This is a genomic window from Microcella sp., from assembly GCF_051860105.1.
Lineage (GTDB): Bacteria > Actinomycetota > Actinomycetes > Actinomycetales > Microbacteriaceae > Microcella.
Window position 1 is genome coordinate 1 of sequence record NZ_JBHYEO010000037.1, and the last position, 15,705, is coordinate 15,705.

Annotated in this window: 12 protein-coding genes, 1 tRNA gene and 1 pseudogene; 3 read left to right on the forward strand and 11 right to left on the reverse strand. The window is 70.0% G+C overall.

Annotated elements, in window-relative coordinates:
• Nucleotides 1-19 precede the first annotated feature (19 nt).
• Nucleotides 20-1,016, forward strand: a pseudogene (locus ACTIE9_RS12785) (glycerate kinase).
• Between the two features lie 4 nt (nt 1,017-1,020).
• Here ACTIE9_RS12785 and ACTIE9_RS12790 read toward each other — a convergent pair.
• A tRNA-Gln gene (locus tag ACTIE9_RS12790) sits at nt 1,021-1,092 on the reverse strand.
• A 54-nt stretch (nt 1,093-1,146) separates the two neighbouring features.
• Entirely contained in the window at nt 1,147-1,818 is a 672-nt protein-coding gene (locus ACTIE9_RS12795; RefSeq protein WP_439565950.1) for a hypothetical protein, read from the reverse strand.
• 17 nt (nt 1,819-1,835) lie between these two features.
• Here ACTIE9_RS12795 and ACTIE9_RS12800 point away from each other — a divergent pair, with 17 nt between their 5' ends.
• Nucleotides 1,836-2,771, forward strand: coding sequence for a cytochrome b/b6 domain-containing protein (locus ACTIE9_RS12800; RefSeq protein WP_439565951.1), 936 nt, complete (start codon nt 1,836-1,838; stop codon nt 2,769-2,771).
• A gap of 12 nt (nt 2,772-2,783) precedes the next feature.
• Here ACTIE9_RS12800 and gltX read toward each other — a convergent pair whose 3' ends face one another.
• The 7 genes from gltX to ACTIE9_RS12835 form a co-directional block, all read right to left on the reverse strand.
• On the reverse strand, nt 2,784-4,283 hold the full coding sequence (gltX, locus tag ACTIE9_RS12805; protein WP_439565952.1) for a glutamate--tRNA ligase: 1,500 nt from the start codon (nt 4,281-4,283) through the stop codon (nt 2,784-2,786).
• A 61-nt stretch (nt 4,284-4,344) separates the two neighbouring features.
• Nucleotides 4,345-5,760, reverse strand: a complete 1,416-nt coding sequence (locus tag ACTIE9_RS12810; protein WP_439565953.1) for a cell wall-binding repeat-containing protein — start codon at nt 5,758-5,760, stop codon at nt 4,345-4,347.
• A 143-nt stretch (nt 5,761-5,903) separates the two neighbouring features.
• Nucleotides 5,904-7,193, reverse strand: coding sequence for an MFS transporter (locus ACTIE9_RS12815; protein WP_439565954.1), 1,290 nt, complete (start codon nt 7,191-7,193; stop codon nt 5,904-5,906).
• Nucleotides 7,194-7,229: 36 nt separating this feature from the next.
• Complete coding sequence (locus tag ACTIE9_RS12820) at nt 7,230-8,015, reverse strand: fumarylacetoacetate hydrolase family protein (RefSeq protein ID WP_439565955.1); 786 nt, start codon at nt 8,013-8,015, stop codon at nt 7,230-7,232.
• Nucleotides 8,016-8,101: 86 nt separating this feature from the next.
• A complete protein-coding gene (locus ACTIE9_RS12825; protein WP_439565956.1) occupies nt 8,102-8,608 on the reverse strand; it encodes a hypothetical protein in 507 nt (168 codons plus the stop codon).
• A 40-nt stretch (nt 8,609-8,648) separates the two neighbouring features.
• Entirely contained in the window at nt 8,649-10,556 is a 1,908-nt protein-coding gene (typA, locus tag ACTIE9_RS12830) for a translational GTPase TypA (RefSeq protein WP_439565957.1), read from the reverse strand.
• Nucleotides 10,557-10,562: 6 nt separating this feature from the next.
• Complete coding sequence (locus ACTIE9_RS12835) at nt 10,563-12,236, reverse strand: dipeptide ABC transporter ATP-binding protein (RefSeq protein ID WP_439565958.1); 1,674 nt, start codon at nt 12,234-12,236, stop codon at nt 10,563-10,565.
• 50 nt (nt 12,237-12,286) lie between these two features.
• Here ACTIE9_RS12835 and ACTIE9_RS12840 point away from each other — a divergent pair, with 50 nt between their 5' ends.
• A complete protein-coding gene (locus ACTIE9_RS12840; protein ID WP_439565959.1) occupies nt 12,287-12,892 on the forward strand; it encodes a PH domain-containing protein in 606 nt (201 codons plus the stop codon).
• A gap of 18 nt (nt 12,893-12,910) precedes the next feature.
• Here the strand turns inward: ACTIE9_RS12840 and ACTIE9_RS12845 are convergent, their stop codons facing one another.
• Together ACTIE9_RS12845 and ACTIE9_RS12850 are read right to left on the reverse strand one after the other, a co-directional pair.
• Nucleotides 12,911-14,110: an ABC transporter permease gene (locus tag ACTIE9_RS12845; protein ID WP_439565960.1), complete on the reverse strand. Its 1,200-nt coding sequence runs from the start codon at nt 14,108-14,110 to the stop codon at nt 12,911-12,913.
• The gene (locus ACTIE9_RS12850; protein ID WP_439565961.1) at nt 14,110-15,633 is read right to left on the reverse strand and encodes an ABC transporter permease; all 1,524 of its coding nucleotides are present in this window, start codon (nt 15,631-15,633) and stop codon (nt 14,110-14,112) included. Before ACTIE9_RS12850 ends, ACTIE9_RS12845 begins: the two co-directional genes overlap by 1 nt.
• Nucleotides 15,634-15,705 lie beyond the last annotated feature (72 nt).

Below are 15,705 nucleotides of genomic sequence, written 5' to 3' on the forward strand. Positions count from 1 at the left end.
CGACGACGAGCTGCTGCTCGTGCCGCAGGCCGACGGCGGGGAGGGCACGCTCGACGCCATCGCGCAGGCGGTGCCCGCCGCGCAGTGGCGCAGCGCCCGCGTCGCCGGGCCGACCGGCGAGCCGCACAACGCCCGCTGGCTGCTGCTGCCCGACCATCACGCCGTGATCGAGCTCGCCGAGTGCTGCGGCCTCACGCTGCTGCCGCGCGGCGACGACGCTCACCGCCTCGAGCCGCGGCGTCGGCGAGGCCCTCGTCTCCGCGCTCGAAGGGGGCGCGCAACGAATCACCCTCGCGCTCGGCGGCTCGGCCTCGACCGACGGCGGACTCGGGGCCCTGAGCGCGCTCGGGCTGAGGCTGCTCGATGCCGACAGTCGGGCGCTGCCTGACGGCGGCGGCGCGCTCGAGCACCTCGCCGCGATCAACCCTGTGCCGCTGCGAGCCGCGCCGTCCGGCGGAATGACACTGCTCACCGACACGACCGCCGAACTCGCAGGCCCGCGCGGCGCGGCCGCGGTCTTCGGGCCGCAGAAGGGCGCGAGCGCCGAGCAGGTGGCGGTGCTCGAATCCGGTCTCGCGCGCGCGGCCGCGATCGCGGGCGGTGACGCTCACCTCCGGCCGGGGTCGGGGGCCGCGGGCGGCACGGCGTGGGGGTTCGCGCGGTACTGGGGCGCGAGCATCCGGTCAGGAGCCGACACCATCGCCGCGCTCACCGGCCTCGACGCCGCACTCGAGGGCGCCGACCTCGTCATCACGGGTGAGGGCCGATTCGACGCGACGAGCCGTGCGGGCAAGGTCGTGGGCGGCGTCGCCGAGCGGGCATCCGCCGCGGGAGTGCCGCTCGCGATCGTGTCCGGCCAGGCGGACGCGGGCGCGGCCCGGGATGCCGAGGCCTCCTGCCTCGGTCGCGTGCTCACGCTCGCCGCGCTGGCCGGGTCGACCGGGGCGGCCGTCGTCGAGCCGGAGCGCTGGCTCCGCGTCGCGGCGACCACGCTCGCTCGGGAGCAGACGTCATGAAGAGCTGGGGTGCCTGGACTCGAACCAAGAACAACTGAACCAGAATCAGCCGTGTTGCCAATTACACCACACCCCATCAGCGCGACCGGAGCCGGGCTGAGGTGGCCCGCGAGCGGGCCGAGTAGCGAGTTTACCCTACGGCCGGAGTCACGACGTACGACACCGTGCAGAACCCGGCACCGAAGCAGAGCATCTCGGCGGTGACCCCCATGCCTGTCGTGAGACCGGTGTTCGAGCGCACCACGACCGGCTCGCCGCCCTCGCGCGCCTCGGTGACCGCGGCCGCCAGCCGCGTCGAGGGTGGGGCCGTGAAACCGTAGTCGGCAGAGCGCTGCGCGACGAGCAGGTACGTCTCGCGGAAGTCGTAGGCGCCGCGCTCGTCGACCCGCACCGACTGCAACCGGCCTCCACTCGTCGAGACGGTGAACTGCGGCGTCGTGAAGAGAGCACCATTCGGCTGCTCATCGGTCGCGATGAGCACGAGCCGGTAGTCGAGATCGGTCACGTGCGGGCCGACCGTGAGCGCGCCATCGGCAGGGAGCCCGAGCGACACGGCGTCGACGGGCGGCGAGCTGAGGTCGATGCGGGGCGTGCGGGCCGACTCGATGTAGGCCAGGCCCTCGTCGGTGAAGACCGACCAGTTCAGGTCGGTGACCTGATCGGTCGCGGCGGGCCCCGGGCCCTCGGCGAGGCGCGGACCCCCGATGACGGCGAAGAGCACCGCGGCCACGATGATCACGCTGAGCACCGCAGCAGGCAGCCAGCGCACCCACTCCGGTCGTCGCGAGAACTCGTCGATCATGGGGCTAGCGTAGAGGGGTGCACGACGCGAGCCCCCGCCGACGACCGCGCGGCCTCGTCCTCGCCGTGGTGGCCGCCCTGCTCGCCCTCGCCGCGGCCGTGCTCGTCGCCCGCTGGTGGCGCGACGACCCGGCCGGCGCGGCGTTCATCGCCCAGTACCCCGGATCCGTCGCTCCCCCGCCGGGCACACCGACGGGTTTTCCGGCGTGGCTCAGCTGGACGCACTTCCTCAACGGCTTCTTCCTGCTCTTCATCGTCAGTTCGGCGCTGCACCTGCGCGCGGGCACCCGACCGCCCGCGTTCGTGACGCGTCGCAACCGCTGGCCGCGCACCGCGACCGCGCCGAAACGACTGGGGCTCCACACCTGGTGGCACCTGGTCGTCGTGACCCTCTGGATCGGCACCGGGCTCGTCTACGTGACCCTGCTGCTCGTGAGCGGGCACTGGGCGCGCATCGTGCCGACCGAGTGGTCGGTCATCCCGAATGCGATCTCAGCGGGCCTGCAGTACCTCTCGCTCGACTGGCCGCGGCACGACAGCTGGGCCTACTACAACGCCCTGCAGGTGCTGTTCTACGGCGCCACAGTGTTCCTGGCCGCGCCGCTCGCCCTCGCCACCGGGCTACGGCTGTCGCCCGTGTGGCCGCACACGTGGATGCGCAATCGTGGCCCCCTCTCCGACGCCTGGGCGCGGCAGACGCACTCGCTCGTGCTCTGGTTCTACCTGGCGTTCACCGTCGTGCACGTGGGGCTCGTGCTGCTCACCGGAGCGCGCAGAAACCTCAACGCGATGTACCTCGGCGTCGACGACGGCGAGAGCTGGCTCGGCGCTGTCGTGTTCGCCGCCTCGGTCGTCGTCATGGCCGGGGCCTGGGTGCTGCTGCGCCCGCCCGCGCAGATCGTGATCGCCGAGCGCGTCGCCGACGTGCGGCGCATGCCGGCAGCGCCGCGCTGACCCTCCCGAGGGCTAGAGCGAGGCGCGCAGCGCCCGCAGACGCGCGAGCGTCGAGTCGCGGCCGAGCAGCTCCATCGACTCGAACAGCGGCGGGCTGACCCGACGCCCCGACACGGCGACGCGCAACGCGCCGAAGGCGACGCGGGGCTTGAGGCCGAGCCCGTCGACGAGGGCGACGCGCAGGGCCTCCTCGATCGCGGCGGGCTCGAAGCGCTCGAGGTTCTCGAGCGCGGCGACGCCCGCGTCGAGCACGGCCGCCGCGTCGTCGCCGAGCGAGGCGCGAGCATCCGCCTCGATCTCGATCTCATCGTCGGCCGTGAACAGGAAGGCGACCATGCCCGGCACCTCGCCGAGCAGGCTGACGCGCTCGTGCACGAGCGGGGCAGCGGCCGCGAGCAAGGCGCGCTCGCTGGGGCGGGGCACGTCGTTGAACAAGCCGGCGCCGCTGCAGTACGGGATGCTCCGCTCGACGAACTCGTCGAGCGAGAGGCGCCGCACGTGGTCGCCGTTGATGGCCTCGGCCTTCTTCACGTCGAACCGCGCAGGGTTGGGGTTGACGTTCGCGACGTCGAAGGCGGCCGTCATCTCGTCCATCGTGAAGACGTCGCGATCGGGGGCGAGCGACCACCCGAGCAGCGAGAGGTAGTTGAGCAGCCCCTCGCGGATGAAGCCGCGATCGCGGTGGTGGAACAGGTTCGACTCGGGGTCGCGCTTGCTCAGCTTCTTGTTGCCCTCCCCCGTGACGTACGGCAGGTGGCCGAACTGCGGGATCGCCTGCGCCACGCCGATCTCGATGAGCGCGTGATAGAGCGCGATCTGCCGCGGGGTCGACGACAGCAGGTCTTCCCCGCGCAGCACGTGCGTGATGCCCATGAGCGCGTCATCGACCGGGTTGACGAAGGTGTAGAGCGGTTGGCCGTTCGGGCGCACGACGACGAAGTCGACGAAACTGCCCGCGGGGAAGGTGATCTCGCCGCGCACGAGGTCGGTGAAGCTCAGGTCGCTGTCGGGCACGCGCAGGCGCAGAGCCGGCTCGCGACCGTCGGCGCGGTAGGCGGCCTTCTCCTCGTCGGTAAGCTCGCGCTCCCAGTTGTCGTAGCCCTGCTTGGGGTCGCGCCCGAGCTCGAGGTTCTTCGCCTCGATCTCCTCCGCGGTCATGAAGCTCTCGTACAGGTGGCCGCTTGCACGCAGCCGCTCGATGACGCCGGCGTAGATCTCACCGCGCTGCGACTGGCGGTAGGGCGCGTGCGGCCCGCCCGTCTCGACGCCTTCGTCCCAATCGATGCCGAGCCAGCGCAGGGCATCGAGCAGCTGGTGGTAGCTCTCCTCGCTGTCGCGCGCCTGGTCGGTGTCTTCGATGCGGAACACCATCGTGCCGCCCGTGTGGCGCGCGTAGGCCCAGTTGAACAGGGCGGTGCGGATGAGCCCGACGTGCGGGGTACCGGTCGGCGAGGGGCAGAACCGCACGCGCACATCGGCGCCCGTCGCGGTGGAAAAGGCGGGGCTGGTCACAGCGTTCGAGTCTAGGCGGTGCGGGATGCTCGGCCTCCGTGCGCGCCGGGCTCGACGACGATCAGCAGCGGTAGAAGCCCGCGACGGCCGGCTGCAGGGCGCCGAAGCCGCCGAGGAGGACGAGCTGATCGGGGTCTTGGGCGATCATCGCGGAGTGCGCCGCACCGGGAACGCACGTCGCGAGCGACGTGAACAGGGGCGCCCCGAGCGCGCCCGCCGCAGCCCCGCCCGAGAGGGCGTCGGCGAAACCGGTGCCCGTCGAGATGTAGCTGCTCCGCGAGGTCGGGAAGTGGGATGAGGCGATGAGCGCCGCCGTGCTGTAGCGATCGATGCCGGCGAGGCGCTCGACCTGGTAGCCGGCCACCGCGAGCGATTGGGCGATGCCGTCGCTCACGACTCCCGTGCCGCCGACGATCACGATGCGCACCGTCCGCAGCTGCTGCAGGAGCGCGAGCGTCGCACCGTCGACGGCCGCCGCTGACCCGGGCACGAGCACGACCGGTGCGTTGTTCACGGCGGCCGCCGGTCCGGCGGCGAGCGCGTCGGCGAATCCGGCGCCGGTCGCCAGGTAGACCACGGGAGCGCCCGAGACCGAGTAGGCGTGGCGCGCCAGGGAGCGCGAGGTGTCATAGCGGTCGATGCCCGACACGCGCGTGACGCTCGGCGCCACGGTGCGCAGCGTCGCGAGCACCGCGTCGGAGATCACGCCGGCGCCACCGGCGACGACGATGCGATCAGGGGCGAGCCGACGGAGCTCGGCGAGCACCACGGCGGGAACCGAGCCCGGCTGCACGAGGATCAGGGGGCCGTCGGCGGCTCCGGCGAGAGCGGCGGCGCTCAGCGCATCCGGGAAGTCGAGCCCGGAGGCGATGTAGACGCTCCGCGCGCCGCTGGGGAAGGCCTGGGTCGAGATCCGCACCGAGGTCGAGAAGCGGTCGTCCCCGGCCAGCCTCGACACGGCTCCGGGAGGCACCGGCGGCACCGATGCGTACCGGCCGAAGTTCTGCGTGTAGTACAGCCGACCGGTCGAGGTGGCGGCGATGCCGATACCGATGTCGGTGTTGCTCGACAGGATGTTCGCGCGGTGACCGGGCGACGCGGCCCAGGCACCGACGACCGCGCTCGGGCTGTACCCGGCAGCCACGTTCTCCGCCGCGCGACTCCAGCCGCGCGGGTACATGGCCGTGAAGTCGGGCCGGTGCGACATCGTCGACGCGCCTGCCTGCTGCGTCGACCAGTCTTGAGCGATCTCGCTCAGCGCGGCGTTGAGCCGCAGCGGGGGCAGCCCGTTGGCCGTGCGGAGCGCGTTCGTCTGCTCCAGGATGAGCGCCCGCTCGGTCTCGAAGGTGCTGGCTGCGGCCGGAGCCAGCGGCGCGCTCGAGACCTCGATGCCTCCCGGTGCCGCGGTGTCAGCCTCGGCCGCCTGAGCTCCCGACGGCGCCGCGATGAGTGCGAACGCGACGACGACGGCGATCATGGACTGCGCCCTCATGGTTCCCCCCGGACCCGGTGCGACCGGCCGTCATCCCCCCGGAACGACGACTCAGAGTCGCGATCCCCGTCGCGACATGGCTCCAGTGTACGGCCGCCCCCTCCGATATCGTTCCCCCCGAAGGGGGTTCATTGCCGGCGCGGCGTGACGGCGAGCGCGACGACGACGGTCGCGACGAGCGCCATCGCCACGAACGAGAGCCCGTTGTAGCCCAGCAGTGCGAGCACCACGCCGGCGAGCGCCCCGCCGACCGCGCCGCTGCCGCTCATCACCAGATCGCTGCGTCCCTGGACGATGGTGCGGCGATCAGGGGCGGCCGACTCGGTCAGCAGCGCGGAGCCCGCCACCGTGCTCGCGCTCCAGCCGAGCCCCAGGAAGATCAGGCCCGCGACGACCCATCCCTCGCTCTCGGAGCCGAACCCCGTCATGAGCAGGCTCGCGGCGAGCATCCCCTGCCCCAGCAGCACCGTCGAGCGGCGGCCGACCCGGTCGGCGAGGAGGCCGAAGACGGGCGAGAGCGCGTACATGCCGGCGATGTGCAGACTGATCGTGAAGCCGACGATGACCAGGCTCGCTCCGTGCGCGGTGAGGTGCACGGGCGTCATCGCCATGACGGCGACCATCGTCGCGTGGCTGAGAGCGATCGAGATCATGGCGAGACGGATGCCCGGCCGGTCATCGGCGGCGGCGTCGACGGTCGGTGCCGCGACCCCGGAGCGCTCCTCCTCCGCCCGCGCCGCGCGCTCCTGCTCGCGGCGCCACGCCTCGGCGACCCGCAGCGGGTCGGGGCGCAGCCCGACGAGGTACAGCGCGGCCGCGAGCGATTGCGCGAGGACGGTGAAGAGGAAGGGCCCGCTGAGGTCGGGCAGGCCGAGATAGGCGCCGAGCGTCTCGCCCGGCCCGATGAGGTTCGGGCCCGAGACGGCTCCGACGGTCGTGGCCCAGACGACGAGCGAGAGGTCGCGGCCGCGGGTCGCGGCGGTCGCGAGGTCGACGGCGGCGAAGCGCGACTGCAGGTTGACGGCCGTGCCGCTGCCGATGAGCAGGATGCCCGCGAGCAGCAGCGGAAAGCTCTGCAGCCCCGCCGCGGTCATCGCGATCACGGCCCCGGCTGCGGCGGTGAGTGCACCGGTGGCGAGGGCGGGTGCGCGCCCGGTGCGTCGCGCCAGTCGAGCGAGAGGGATCGCCGCGAGGGCGGCGCCGAGGGTGACCGCGGTGGCCGCCATGCCGCTGAAAGCCGGAGAGCCGGAGATCTCAGCGGCGAGGATCGCCCCGATCGAGAGCGTCGCTCCCATGCCGAGCCCGGCGAGTACCTGGCCGATCATGAGCACGGTGCGGGTGCGCCGCTGCACCGCGGCGACCGACTCAGCGGTGAGCGGTGCGGTGATGTCCGGAGCGAGGGAGGGCGTGGTGCTCATGGCTCCATCATCCTCCCGTCGCCGGCTGATCGACGATCAGGCCGGGTCGACGCGATCGTCGCGGTTCTTGGCGGGGTTGCGCAGCACTCCGAGGCCGTCGATGCGGATCTCGACCATCTGGCCGTCGTGGAACCCGCCGAGCCCGTCGGGAGTGCCGGTCATGATGATGTCGCCCGGCAGCAGCGTCCACGCGTCACTCACGAATTCGATGATCTCGGGCACGCCGTGGATCATGTCGCGCGTGTTGCCGCTGCGCCGCGGCTCGCCGTCGACGAAGGTCGTGATCTCGAGGCCCACCGGGTCGATCTCGGTCTCGATGTAGGGGCCGATCGGCGCGAACGTGTCGTACCCCTTCGCCCGCGCCCACTGGCCGTCGGCGAACATGACATCGCGCGCCGACACGTCGTTGCCGATCGTGAAGCCGAAGATGACGTCGCGCCAGTTCTCCTTCTTGACCCGCTTGGCGACCGCGCCGATGACGATCACGAGCTCGCCTTCGTGCGTGATGCGACCCTCGACCGGCGGAATGATGATCGGCTCGTCGGGCCCGATGACAGCGGTGTTGGGCTTGAGGAAGATGAGCGGGTTCTCAGGCACCTCGTACTGCATCGACTGCACGTGGGCGGCGTAGTTCATGCCGATGCAGACGACCTTCGAGCGCGGGATGACCGGCGCGAGCAGGCGGGCATCAGCGAGCTTCACGCGCTCGCCCGTGGTGTCGTAGCCGTGGAACATGGGGTCACCCGACAGCACGACGAGCTCATCGTCGTCGAGGATGCCGAACTGCGGGTCTCCCCCGGTGCTGAAGCGCGCGATCTTCACGGGATCAGCCTAACCGCCCCGTTCACCGTTACTGCACTGCGTCCGCTTCTGCACGGCGCCTCCGACGGCGCGGCGTCAGCGCGGCGTCAGCGCGCCGTGACCACGTAGGTCGCGGTCACGACTCCGTCACCGTCAGTGGCGACGGAGAGATCGACGCGATATGCGGCGCTCGAGAACGCCCCGTACCCGCTGGCCGCGTCGCTCGAGACGCCCGATGCCGCGAAGCCGGCCTGCTCGAGCGCCGCGGCGGCATCCGAGAAGCCGAGGCCGCCGTCGAGCTGCGTGCGCACGACCCAGCCCGAGCCCTCGGGTCCAGCGCCTCCGCCGAGCACCGAGCCGGTGAGCGGCACCTCGACCGGGAAGCTCGTCGGAACCTGGCCGTCGCCCGTCAGCTCGACGCCGCCGAGCACATCATCGACGAGGCCCCTGATCTGGTCGTCGATGCCGCCGACCAGCTGGTCGACGCCCTGCTGCACGATCCCCTCGACGATGTTGTCGAGCGGAGTGCCCGTGCTGCAGGCGGCTGTGCCGGTGACCAGGGCGATCGAGAGCGCCGCGACGGCGACGGCACGACGGGGGTGCGAACGGGGCATGGATGCTCCAGACGGGTCGGGCCCGGGGCGCGCTGCGGACCTAGGCGTTCTGCTTCTTCAGACGCGAGGTCGCGCGGGCACGCAGGGTCTGATCGAGCTCGACCTTGCGGATGCGCACGATCTCGGGCGTCACCTCGACGCACTCGTCCTCGCGGGCGAACTCGAGGCACTCCTCGAGCGTCAGCTGACGCGGAGGGGTGAGGCGCTCGAGCTCTTCCGCGGTCGAGGAGCGGATGTTGTTGAGCTTCTTCTCTTTCGTGATGTTGACGTCCATGTCGTCGGCGCGAGAGTTCTCGCCCACGACCATGCCCTCGTAGACCTCGTCGGTCGGCTTCACGAAGAACGACATGCGCTCCTGCAGCGCCATCATCGCGTTGCTCGTGACGACGCCCGAGCGATCGGCCACGATCGAGCCGTTGTTGCGCGAGACGATCGAGCCGGCCCACGGCTCGTAGCCGTGCGCGATGGCGTTCGCAATACCCGTGCCGCGCGTCGTGGTGAGGAACTCGGTGCGGAAGCCGATGAGGCCGCGGCTCGGCACGATGAACTCCATGCGCACCCAGCCGGTGCCATGGTTCGTCATGCCCTCCATGCGGCCGCGACGGGCCGCGAGAAGCTGCGTGATCGCGCCGAGGTACTCCTCAGGAGCATCGATCGTGAGGTGCTCGAACGGCTCGTGCAGCTTCCCGTCGATCGTCTTGGTGACCACCTGAGGCTTGCCGACGGTCAGCTCGAAGCCCTCGCGCCGCATGTTCTCGACGAGGATGGCGAGCGCGAGCTCGCCGCGCCCCTGCACCTCCCACGCGTCGGGGCGGCCGATGTCGACCACGCGGATCGAGACGTTGCCGATGAGCTCGCGGTCGAGGCGGTCTTTCACCATGCGGGCCGTGAGCTTGTGGCCCTTCACCTTGCCGACGAGCGGCGAGGTGTTCGTGCCGATCGTCATCGAGATCGCGGGCTCGTCGACCGTGATGGCCGGCAGCGGGCGGATGTCGTCGAGGTCGGCGATGGTCTCGCCGATCGTGATGTCTTCGATGCCGGCGATCGCGACGATGTCGCCCGCCATGGCCGACTCGGCCGGGTAGCGCTCGAGGGCGCGCGTCTTCAGCAGCTCGGTGATGCGCATCGAGCTGTGCGTGCCGTCATGGCGCACCCACGCGACCTGCTGCCCCTTCTTGAGCGTGCCGTTGAAGATGCGCAGCAGGGCGATTCGGCCGAGGAACGGGCTCGCATCGAGGTTGGTGACGTGCGCCTGCAGCGGGTGCTCGTCGTCGTAGCTCGGCGCCGGGATGTGCTGCAGGATCGCCTCGAAGAGGGGCTCGAGATCGTCGTTGTCGGGAAGGCTGCCGTCGGCGGGCCGGGTGCGGCTCGCGGCACCGGCGCGGCCGGAGGCATAGATCACCGGGAGGTCGAGAATGGCGTCGACGTCGAGGTCGGGCACCTCGTCTTGCAGGTCGCTCGCGAGCCCGAGCAGAAGGTCGTGGGTCTCCTCCTCGACGGCTTCGATGCGGGCATCCGGTCGATCGGTCTTGTTGACGAGCAGGATGACCGGCAGCTTCGCCGCGAGCGCCTTGCGCAGCACGAAGCGGGTCTGCGGCAGCGGGCCCTCGCTCGCGTCGACGAGCAGCACGACGCCGTCGACCATGCTCAGGCCGCGCTCGACCTCTCCGCCGAAGTCGGCGTGGCCGGGGGTGTCGATCACGTTGATCGTGATCTCGCCGCCGTCGGCATGCTTGCCCTTGTACGTCACCGCCGTGTTCTTGGCGAGGATCGTGATGCCCTTCTCGCGCTCGAGGTCGTTCGAGTCCATCGCACGGTCCTCGAGGTGGGCATGCGCGGCGAACGAGTCGGTCTGACGCAGCATGGCGTCGACGAGGGTGGTCTTGCCGTGGTCGACGTGGGCGACAATCGCCACGTTGCGCAGGTCGGTGCGGGTGGCGAGTGCCATGGTGAATCAGTCCTTGGTGGCTGCGCGCTGCTCTCGACGCTCCCGCTGCGCCACAGGATCGGGCAGGGGAACAGCGGCGATGAGGCGCTGAGTGTAAGGGTCTTGGGGGTTGCGCAGAATCTGGTCGCGCGAACCCTGCTCGACCAGTCTACCCCGGTGCATCACCGCGATCCGGTGCGCGAGGATATCGACCACCGCGAGGTCGTGGCTGATGAACAGGCAGGCGAACTGCAGCTTCTGCTGCAGCTCCTGAAGCAGGTCGAGGAAGCGGGCCTGCACGGAGACATCGAGGGCGCTCGTCGGCTCGTCGGCGACGAGCAACTGAGGCGTGAGCGCCAAGGCGCGAGCGATACCGACCCGCTGACGCTGACCACCGCTGAGCTCGTGCGGGTAGCGGTTGCGGTAGCTCGCCGGCAGCTCGACCTGGCTGAGCAGCTCTTCGACGCGCTTGTCGAGCTCTTTTCCGCTCGCCTCGTTGGCCAGCAGCAACGGCTCGCCGATGCTCTCACCGATGGGCATGCGCGGGTTGAGGCTCGAGCCCGGGTCTTGGAAGACGATTCCGGCCTTCCGGCGCAGCGGGCGGAGTTCTTTGAGCGAGGCGTTCGAGATATCGATGCCCGCCGAGACGAGGCGGCCGTACTTGATCGGCAGCAGGCCCACCGCGGCACGGCCGAGCGTGGTCTTGCCCGAACCCGACTCGCCCACGAGGCCGACGATCTCGCCGGGGTAGACATCGAGCGTGATGTCATCGGCGGCGAGGAAGGCCGGCACCCGGCCGCGCTTCGGGTACTCGATCGAGACATCCGTGAACGACAGCACGGGCTCGACGCCACGGCGGTCGACCGCCCGCGAGCCGTCATCGCTCATGTCGATGCCGAGGTGGGGCACGGCGGCGAGCAGCGACTGGGTGTAGGGGTGCTGGGGCGACTGGAAGATCTGCAGCGCCGTACCCTGCTCGACCGCGACTCCGTCTTTCATCACCATGATCTTGTCGGCGAGATCGGCCACGACTCCCATGTCGTGCGTGATGAGCACGATCGCGCTGTCGAGACGGGTGCGCAGGCTGCGCAGCAGGTCGAGGATCTCGGCCTGCACGGTGACGTCGAGGGCGGTCGTCGGCTCGTCGGCGATGAGCAGCACGGGATCGCACGAGATCGCCTGCGCGATCATCGCGCGCTGCCGCTGGCCGCCCGAGAGCTGGTGGGGGAACTTGTTGAAGGCCGTCGCCGGGTCGGGCATGTCGACCTTCTCGAGTAGCTCGATGGCGCGCTCCTTCGCCTGCGCGGGCGTCAGGTCGAAGTGCGTGCGCAGCGTCTCGACGATCTGGAATCCGACCGTGTACACGGGGTTCAGCGCGGTCATCGGCTCCTGGAAGATGACCGCGATCTGCTGACCGCGCACCTTGCGCAGCTCGCGCTTGTCGAGCTCGCCGATCTCGCGGCCGAGCAGCTTGATCGAACCCGAGACGCGGGCCGTCGGCGGCAGCAGGCCGAGCAGCGCCATCGAGCTCGACGACTTGCCCGAGCCCGACTCGCCGACGATGGCCAAGACCTCGCCGCGGTTGACGGTGTACTCGAGATCGAGGGCAGCGGGGTAGAACTCGCCATCGACCCAGAAGTCGACGCCGAGGCCCGAGACCTCCAGAACGGTCTCGACGGCGGTGGAGGTGGAGCTGGTCACGGGAGGTCCTTCCGTGCGGTCGGGATGCGGGGTTCTGCGAAGCTGGAGGCATGCGCTTCCAGCCCGCGAGCTTCCGCCCCGCCTTCGGTCGAGTTCTGACGATCACCATCGCGCTCATCGCGCTCGGTGCTCTGATCGGCTTCGTGGTGGCCGACGACGTGGCCGGGCTGCTGCGGTCGGGCTGGTGGCTGCTGCTGCTCGCGGCGGTCACCTGGGCCCTCTACTGGAAGCCCGCGGTCGAGGTTCTCGAGCACGAGGTGACGGTGCGAAACCCGCTGAGCACCTGGCATGTGCCCTGGCCCGCGATCGAGCGCATCGACACCAAGTGGGCGCTGACCCTGTATACCCCGCGCGGACGCATCGAGGCCTGGGCGGCTCCCGCATCGGGGCGCTACACGGTGTTCACGCTCGGCCCGGAGGACACGCGCGTCAGCGAGACCGCGCGGCTGGCCGGATCGATCCGGCCCGGCGACACGCTGTCGAGCGAGAGCGGTGCCGCCGCGAACCAGATCCGGCGTCACTGGGAGCAGCTGCGCGACGACGGTCTGCTCGACGTGCCGCTCGAGCCGGGCAGCCTGCGCCGCACGCCGAACACGCGCACGATCGCCGTGCTGAGCGTGCTGGTCGCACTGAGCCTGCTGGGGCTCGTGCTCTAGGCGCATCCGAACCATCACCTAGCTGTCTTTCTTCGGGTCGCGAGCCGCGTCGTTCTCGCCACCGCGCGGGCGGGGGTCGTCGGCGTCGAAGCCGCGCATGCCGACACTGCCCGACACACCCTGCATGCCCGCACCGCGACCGGTCACGACGACCGACGCGCGGTCGAGCCCGCCGCTGCGTCCCTTCGCGAGAGCGCGGGCGTTCGGCAGACGCTTCTGACGCGGGTCGAACGCGTCGCGCAGCCCGTCGCCGATGAAGTTGATGCACAGGGCGATCGCGATGATGAAGACGCCGGGCCACCAGAACAGCCAGGGTCGGGTCGCGAACGCCGACTGATTCTCGCTGATGATCTTGCCGAGCGAGGTATCGGGCGACTGCACCCCGTAGCCGAGGAAGCTCAGTGCCGTCTCGAGCAGGATCGCCGCTGCCATGAGCAGGGTCGTGTTGACGATGATCACGCCGATCGCGTTCGGCAGGATGTGCTTGAAGATGATGCGGCGGTCGCTCGCGCCGGCGACGCGCGCCGCGTCGACGAACTCGCGCTCGCGCAGGCTCAGCACCTCTCCGCGCACCAGTCGGGCGAGACCCGTCCAGGTGAACAGCCCGATGATGATCGCCAGCACGAAGGCGCCGAGCTTGCCGAACGCCAGGCCGAGCACGGCGCCGATGACGATCAGCGGGATGGTGATGATGACGTCGGTGAAGCGCATGAGCACCGAGTCGACCCAGCCGCGGTAGTAGCCCGAGACGGCGCCGATGACCGTGCCGATGGTCGTCGCGATGAGGCCGACGATGATCATGATGACGATCGACTGCTGCGTTCCGCGCATGACGACCGCGAAGATGTCACGGCCGATCTCGTCCTGGCCGAACGGGTGGTCGCCGAACCGGATGCCCTCGCCGCCCATCCACTCGGGAACGAGGCTCAGAGTGGGCTGACCGCCGTTCTGCGCCGTGGGGATCTCGGTCCAGGTCCACTGCCACCAGCCGGGGGTCTTGATCTGCACCCCGAAGACCGAGAAGTCGAAACCGACGGCCGAGAAGGCGAGCACGACGATGAACGCCAGCGTGATCATCGAGATGACAGCGCCCTTGTGGCGGAAGAACCGCCGGCGCACGATCTGCCCCTGCGAGAGGCCCTCGACCTCCTTGTTCTCGATGTTGTTCTCGGCGTCGGTGATGCCGCCGGAGGGCACGGGTGCGGAGAGGTTGCTCATCAGTTGACTCGGATTCGTGGGTCGAGAGCGGCGTAGACGAGGTCGGCGATCAGGTTGAACAGGATCGCGAGCCCGCCGACGACGAGGAAGAAGGCCATGACGGGGTTCGGATCGACTTGGTCGAGGCCGTTCTGGAAGAGCGCCCCCATTCCTGTCCAGCCGAAGACCCGCTCGGTGATGACGGCACCGCCGACGATGCCGCCGATGTCGAACGCGACGATCGTGGCGATGGGGATGAGCGCATTGCGGAAAGCGTGACGCACGACGACCGTGCGCTCGGCCAGACCCTTCGCCCGGGCGGTGCGGATGTAGTCCTGGTTCATGACCTCGAGCAGGCTCGCGCGCGAGTATCGCGTGTAGGTCGCGAACGAGATCAGGATGAGGGCCAGCGTCGGCAGCAGCAGGTGCGTGTAGATGTCGACACCCTGCACCCAGAGCGAGCCCTCAAGGTTGGGGGTCGACGACCCGATCGTCGCGATCGGACGGCCGCGGATGCGGCCCGAGCTCGCGTAGTCGTCCCACACCATCATGAAGCGGTCGAGGGCGATCGCGCCGGCCGTGATGAAGCCGGTGAAGGCGGCCACTCTCATGACGGGGCCCTTGTCGACGCCGCCCATGAACCAGCCGATCGCGAGGCTCACGCCCACGGCCGCGATGGCCAGCGCCACGAGCATCCACCACTCGGTGATCGAGTACGAGATGCCGAACTGGAACGGGAAGTACAGCGCGAGGCCGACACCCGCCACGACGAGCGATGCATAGAGCGCGCGGCGGTTCTTGAGCCCGGTGATGAGGGCGGTGAGCCCGATCGCCGACCCGATGCCGATGATGGCGACGCCCACGATCGTGAGGCCCGGGTAGGTGAACCACTGCACGAGGTTCATGATCACGAGCATGGTCGTGGTGGCTCCCGCGGCGACGGCGAAGGTGATCACCTTGCGTCGCAGGGCGCCCGGGATGATCGAGGCCCACAGCAGACCGGCGGCGAGGGCGAAGACGGCGATCAACCAGACCGGCAGCTGCGGCGAGTCTTCGAGGAAGTCGTTGAAGCCGATGGCCACGAACTGCTTGAGCAGCACGGCGACCCAGAAGATCGGCAGCGAGAAGAACAGGAACGAGATGAAGGTCACCGTGTAGTCGTAGCCCGAGTACTGACGCAGGGCGGTGGTGATGCCGACGGTGAGGCCCAGGATGATCGCGACGACGGTGGCGATGGTCACCAGCTGGAGAGTCGAGCCGAGCGCCTGCTCGAGAAGGGCGTTGACGCTGCGCTGCTGGACGGTGAGCCCGAGGTCGCCCTGGAAGACGCCGCCGAGCCAGATGAAGTACCGCAGGGGCGGAATGACGTCGAGACGCAGGAGCTTGATGCGCGACTCGATGAGCTGCTCTTTGTTGGGAGCGTTGCTCGCTCGGAGGTCTTCGAGCGGGTCGCCGGAGAGGGCGACCAAGTTGTACATGAGGAACGTGGCTGCGAGGAGCACGAACACGGAGGCCACGAGCCGCCGGATGACGAATGCTGCCATGGGGATGGCACCCTACCTATCTGTGAACGAGGGGCTCTCAGCGTGGGGGGCGCTGGGGCCGCAGTGCGGCCC

What these genes read in the sequence shown, in the direction of transcription:
- ACTIE9_RS12795 (WP_439565950.1), bottom strand. Translation starts at nt 1,818, where the DNA reads ATGATCGACGAGTTCTCGCGACGACCGGAGTGGGTGCGCTGGCTGCCT.
- ACTIE9_RS12810 (WP_439565953.1), bottom strand. Translation starts at nt 5,760, where the DNA reads ATGATCGCCGTCGTCGTCGCGTTCGCACTCATCGCGGCGCCGTCGGGA.
- ACTIE9_RS12815 (WP_439565954.1), bottom strand. Translation starts at nt 7,193, where the DNA reads ATGAGCACCACGCCCTCCCTCGCTCCGGACATCACCGCACCGCTCACC.
- ACTIE9_RS12825 (WP_439565956.1), bottom strand. Translation starts at nt 8,608, where the DNA reads ATGCCCCGTTCGCACCCCCGTCGTGCCGTCGCCGTCGCGGCGCTCTCG.
- typA (WP_439565957.1), bottom strand. Translation starts at nt 10,556, where the DNA reads ATGGCACTCGCCACCCGCACCGACCTGCGCAACGTGGCGATTGTCGCC.
- ACTIE9_RS12840 (WP_439565959.1), top strand. Translation starts at nt 12,287, where the DNA reads ATGCGCTTCCAGCCCGCGAGCTTCCGCCCCGCCTTCGGTCGAGTTCTG.
- ACTIE9_RS12845 (WP_439565960.1), bottom strand. Translation starts at nt 14,110, where the DNA reads ATGAGCAACCTCTCCGCACCCGTGCCCTCCGGCGGCATCACCGACGCC.
- ACTIE9_RS12850 (WP_439565961.1), bottom strand. Translation starts at nt 15,633, where the DNA reads ATGGCAGCATTCGTCATCCGGCGGCTCGTGGCCTCCGTGTTCGTGCTC.